5 protein-coding genes are annotated in these 4944 nt (G+C 74.1%); 2 read left to right on the top strand and 3 right to left on the bottom strand.

Annotation, left to right across the window (positions count from 1 at the left end; all coding sequences use genetic code 11):
* On the top strand, window positions 1-1130 hold a 1130-nt coding region (locus tag WD794_03000), incomplete at its 5' end, for a hypothetical protein (GenBank protein ID MEX2289276.1).
* A 152-nt stretch (window positions 1131-1282) separates the two neighbouring features.
* Here WD794_03000 and WD794_02995 read toward each other — a convergent pair.
* The 3 genes from WD794_02995 to WD794_02985 are packed head-to-tail and all read right to left on the bottom strand — an operon-like array spanning window position 1283 to window position 3866.
* A complete protein-coding gene (locus WD794_02995; protein ID MEX2289275.1) occupies window positions 1283-2029 on the bottom strand; it encodes an NUDIX domain-containing protein in 747 nt (248 codons plus the stop codon).
* A complete protein-coding gene (locus WD794_02990) occupies window positions 2026-2625 on the bottom strand; it encodes an isochorismatase family protein (GenBank protein MEX2289274.1) in 600 nt (199 codons plus the stop codon). The genes WD794_02995 and WD794_02990 overlap by 4 nt, the downstream gene beginning before the upstream one ends.
* Window positions 2622-3866 (bottom strand): nicotinate phosphoribosyltransferase, encoded by a 1245-nt coding sequence (locus WD794_02985; GenBank protein MEX2289273.1) that lies wholly within the window; start codon window positions 3864-3866, stop codon window positions 2622-2624. The genes WD794_02990 and WD794_02985 overlap by 4 nt, the downstream gene beginning before the upstream one ends.
* Before the next feature lie 95 nt (window positions 3867-3961).
* Here WD794_02985 and WD794_02980 point away from each other — a divergent pair, with 95 nt between their 5' ends.
* Entirely contained in the window at window positions 3962-4846 is an 885-nt protein-coding gene (locus tag WD794_02980) for a DNA-formamidopyrimidine glycosylase family protein (GenBank protein MEX2289272.1), read from the top strand.
* Window positions 4847-4944: the final 98 nt, after the last annotated feature.

The raw sequence follows: 4944 nt of genomic DNA, 5'->3' as shown, positions 1-4944 counted from the left end.
AGCCCAACTCGGCCAGCAAGCCCAACTCGGCCAGCAAGCCCAACTCGGCCAGCAAGCCCAACTCGGCCAGCAACTCTGGCGGCGTCGGCGTCCTGAGCAACGACCGCAAGCCGCGGACCGCCGCCAAGCCCGACACGCCCGCCAACAGGGGCAACAAGAACGACCGGGTCACGATCTGCCACGCCACCGGCAGCGAGACCAACCCGTACGTGCTGATCACGGTGAACAAGAACGGCGCCTTGAGCGGCCACGCCGGTGACGGTCACCAGGACGGCGGCGACATCATCCCGCCGTTCGACTACAACGACCACGGCACATCGAAGACCTTCGCCGGGCAGGGTGACCAGAGCATCCTCGCCAGCGGCTGCGACGTGCCTGCCGCCACGCTGTCGGCGCTGGGTGAGCAGGATGCCGACCGGGTCACGATCTGCCACGCCACCGGCAGTGCGACCAACCCGTACGTGATCCTCACGGTGAGCAAGCAGGGCGCGCTGAACGGCCACGCCGGCGAGAGCCACCAGGACGGCCGCGACATCATCCCGCCGTTCGACTACGTCGTGGACGGCCAGACCCTGACCTTCGCCGGTCAGGGCGACCAGGAATTGTTCGCCACCGGCTGTGCCGTGCCGGGCTCGTCCGAGGGCGTCGGCCCGGCCGTGACGGTGGTCTGCCCGACGGTGCCGGTGACAGGTCCGGTCATGGCTGGCTGCGAGCTGATCTTCCCGGCCGGCGACAGCAGTGGCGACCTGCCGCTCAACGGGACGACGGTGGACCAGGCCGCAGCCAACGCCGAGTCGGTCGTCACCGCACAGGGCACGGTCACGCCGCTCGGGGAGAACCAGACGATCCAGGAGCTGACGCTCGGCCAGGCCGCCAGCGGCCCGGTCGTGCTCGGCCTGCAGCCGGTCACCTCGCAGCAGGTGGTCCCCCATGGCCACCCCTCGACCGTGCTCGCCGGCTCGGCGGTCAGCGCAGCCGCCGCACCGTCCTCGGCCCGCACCACTCCCAGCGTGCTGCCCTTCACCGGGACCGACGCGGCTCTGCTGGTCGAGCTCGGCGCGCTGCTCCTGCTGGCCGGTGGTGGCCTGCTGGTCGCCGCCCGCCGGGAACGGACCGCCCGCGCCGTCTAGCTCCAGCGCCCGCACGGCACGACCCGGCGCGGCTGCTCACCGAGCCGGTACTCCCGCACCGCAGCAACGCCCGGCCTCCCTCGGAGAGGCCGGGCGTCGCCGTGTCCGGGCCCGGTGACCGAGTGCGCGGTCGGCCATCCTCCGGCGCCGGCTCAGCGGGCGGCCTGGCGCAGCATCGCCGGGTGCAGCAGCGTCGCGGGGCCGCGGCGGAACAGCGCGGCCGGCCGCCCCCCCTCCGGGCCGACCGGCGCCGGCCGGCCGACCGGCACCAGGAAGCCTGGTGTACCCGTCACCTTGCGGTGGAAGTTGCGCGGATCGAGCGCCCGGCCCCAGACCGCCTCGTACACCCGGCGCAGCTCGGCAACCGTGAACACCTCGCCGACGAACGCGGCGGCCAGCGGTGAGTACTCGAGCTTCGCGCGGGCCCGCTCCACACCGGCGGCCAGTACCCGCCCGTGGTCGAAGGCCAGCGCGGCCCCGCTCACCGCGCCGGTCGGGAACCACGCCACCGACCGGGTGCGGCGTCCCGGCACCGGTGGGGCCAGGTCCGGCGCGAACACCAGGTAGGCGACCGAGACCACGCGCATCCGCGGGTCTCGGTGCGGGTCGCCGTACGCGCCGAGCTGCTCGACGTGGGCCGCGTCCCGGCGTACGCCGGTCTCGCGCTCGAGCCGACGTACCGCCGCTGCTTCCAGGTCCTCCTCCGGGCGGACGAACCCGCCGGGCAGGGCCCGCGCGCCGCGGAAGGGGTGGGTGTCGCGCTCGACGAGCAGCACGCTGAGCGCGCCCTCGCGCACCGTCAGCAGCACGACGTCCACGGTGACGGCGAAGGGCGGGAACGCGGCCGGGTCGTAGGAGGCGAGCCAGGTCCGCTCGTCCGCGGGCGGCGGACGCGTCATGCGATGACGACGTCTGCCGAGAGCAGCTCCTCCCGGGTGCGCTCGCCGTCGCCCGGCTGCAGGTCGACCGCACGTACAGCCGCCCACGGCACCGTGACCGGCCAGCCGTGCTCCCGCCCCTCGAGCGCGGTGGCGCGAACGCAGTAGTCCGTGGCCAGCCCGAGCACGACCAGTCGCTCGGCACCGTGTCCGCGTAGTCTCCCGGCGAGCGGCGTCCCGACGTTCTCGCCGGTGACCGGGTCGCGCATCGTGAAGCCGGAGTAGCCGTCCTCGCCGTGCTCGCCCTTGCGGACGACCTCTCCGCGCACCACGAGCTCGGGGTGCAGCGCGGCGCCCCAGGTGTCCTGCACGCAGTGCACCGGCCAGGTGCCGTCGCCCTCGGGATTGTTGACCGCGAAGTGCGGCGTGTCCGGGGGGTGCCAGTCCTGGGTGTAGAGAACCGCCGCCCCCGCGGCTGTCGCCGCCTCGATCTCGGCGTTGGCAGCGGCCACCACCTGCTCGCCACCGGCGACGTAGAGCCCGCCGGCGGGGTCGGCGAAGTCGTTCTGCACGTCCACGACCACCAGGGCGGTACGCGGGTCGTAGGTCTGGGTCATGTCTCCTCCAGGGAAGCGGTCCAGGCGGCGGCACCGGGTGTCAGCCGGCGGGCCGGTTCGGGCAGGGCATCGAGTGCTGCGGCGCAGCGGGCACGCGCGGCCGCCGGGTCGTCGTCGACGGAAAGGGGGACCTGCAACGGGCGGCCGGGGCCCCCGGGCGTGAGTCGCAGCACGTCCCCCTCGGCGGTGCGGTAGGCCCACTTGCGCCCGCCGGACGTCGCCTTGCCGATCGAGCGCTTGGCCACCGGGACGAGCGGGGCGTCCCGGCCCGGCTCCCGGGCGATGGCGACCAGTTTGTAGATGAAACCCGCTGTGGGCGACCCGGAACCGGTGACCACGGCGGTGCCGACGCCGTAGACGTCGACCGGCGCCCCGGCCAGCGCCGCGATGCTGTGCTCGTCGAGGTCGCCGGTGCAGACGATACGGGTGCCGGTGGCACCGAGCTCGTCGAGCAGCGCCCGGGCGCGGCCCGCCTGCTCCGCGGGATCGCCGCTGTCCAGCCGGATGCCGCCGAGCCCCGGACCTGCGGCGGCCACCGCGTGGCGGATGCCCTGCTCGGTGTCGTAGGTGTCCACCAGCAGTGTCGTGCCGGTACCGAGCACCGCGACCTGCGCGGCGAAGGCCTCCTGCTCGTCCGCGTGCGCCAGGGTGAAGGCGTGGGCGCTGGTGCCGGCGGTCGGGATCCCGTGCCGCCGCCCCGCCTCGAGATTCGAGGTCATCGCGAAGCCGGCGACGTACGCCGCCCGCGCCGCGGCGACGGCGGCCTGTTCGTGGGTGCGCCGTCCGCCCATCTCCAGCAGCGGCCGGCCGGCCGCGGCGAGCACCATCCGGGCGGCGGCGGAGGCGACCGCCGTGTCGTGGTTGAGCACCGACAGGACCAGCGTCTCGAGCAGCAACCCCTCGCCGAAGCAGCCTTCGACGGTCAGGACGGGCGATCCGGGTCCGTAGGTCTCGCCCTCCGGATAGGCGCTGATGTCCAAGTCCAGCTCCCGCCCGTCCAGCCAGCTGCAGGCCTGCGGGCCGAGAAAGTCCAGCGCGGCCAGCTCGTCCGGGCCGTACCGCAACCGCGGCAGGAGCGCCGCCAGCCGTCCCTGGCCGGCCACGACGCCGAAACGCCGCCCCGGCGGCAGCCGGCGGGTGAACACCTCGAAGACCGCGCGCCGGCCGGCCAGCCCGCTCGCCAGCGCCGCCTCGAGCATGGTCAGCTCGTAGCGGTCGGTCAGCAGGGCGGTCGACGACATCTGGCTCCTCCCGTTCTCGTCATGATGACATCAGGCGTCGACAGCGCCCGTACGGTGACAGCGTCCCGCCGGTACCGCCTTCCCCGAGGTCCCTCATGCCGGAGCTGCCCGAGGTCGAGGCACTGGCCGCCTTCCTGCGCGATCGGACGGTCGGCCGGGTCGTCGCGCGGGTCGACGTGCCCGGCATCCACGTGCTCAAGACCTACGACCCGCCGGTCACGGCGCTCGCCGGCCTGGAGATCACCTCGGTCGCGCGGCACGGGAAGTTCCTCGATGTCGGCATCGGCGAGGACTTCCCCGGTGACAGCAGCGGGCTCCACCTGGTCGTCCACCTGGCCCGTGCCGGTTGGCTGCAGTGGAAGGAATCGCTCCCGCCCGCGCCCCCGCGCATGGGCAAGGGGCCGCTCGGCCTGCGCCTGCACCTCGACGACGGGTCGGGCTTCGACCTGACCGAGGCCGGTACGCAGAAGAAGCTGGCGGTGTACGTCGTGCAGGCCGCGGAGCAGGTGCCGGGAATCGCGCGGCTGGGCGTCGACCCGCTGTCGCCGGACTTCACCGAGCAGCTGCTTGCAGAGTTGCTGTACGGCCTGCGCAGCCAGGTCAAGGGTGTGCTCGTCGACCAGTCGCGGATCGCCGGGCTCGGCAACGCCTACAGCGACGAGGTCCTCTGGGAGGTCGGACTCTCGCCGTTCAAGCCGGCGGGCAACGTCTCCCCCGAGGACGTGCGGCGGCTGCACCGGGCCGTCGTCGACATCCTGCGCACCGCGGTGGGACGAGCGGCGGGGCTGGCCGCCGGCCGGCTCAAGGCGGAGAAGAAGAGCGGCCTGTCCGTGCACGGCCGCACCGGGCTGCCCTGCCCCCGCTGCGGCGACACCGTGCGCGAGGTGTCCTTCGCCGACACCTCCCTGCAGTACTGCCCCACCTGCCAGACCGGGGGGCAGCCGCTGGCCGATCGGCGGCTGTCCCGTCTGCTGAAGTAGTTCGTCGGCGTCCATCCCGCGGGGCAGCCGAGCCCGCCGAGCCGCCCGCCGAGCCGCCCGCCGAGCCGCCCGCCGAGCCGCCCGCCGAGCCGCCCGCC

The organism is Mycobacteriales bacterium (genome assembly GCA_040902655.1).
In the GTDB taxonomy this organism is placed as follows: Bacteria; Actinomycetota; Actinomycetes; order Mycobacteriales; family SCTD01; genus SCTD01.
Note: the sequence above shows the minus strand (reverse complement) of the source record. Positions and strands in the feature narration are given on the sequence as shown.

Bases quoted from the DNA above. Each gene is read 5' to 3' on its own strand.
- WD794_02990 (MEX2289274.1), bottom strand. From the start codon at position 2,625: ATGACCCAGACCTACGACCCGCGTACCGCCCTGGTGGTCGTGGACGTG.
- WD794_02995 (MEX2289275.1), bottom strand. From the start codon at position 2,029: ATGACGCGTCCGCCGCCCGCGGACGAGCGGACCTGGCTCGCCTCCTAC.
- WD794_02985 (MEX2289273.1), bottom strand. From the start codon at position 3,866: ATGTCGTCGACCGCCCTGCTGACCGACCGCTACGAGCTGACCATGCTC.
- WD794_02980 (MEX2289272.1), top strand. From the start codon at position 3,962: ATGCCGGAGCTGCCCGAGGTCGAGGCACTGGCCGCCTTCCTGCGCGAT.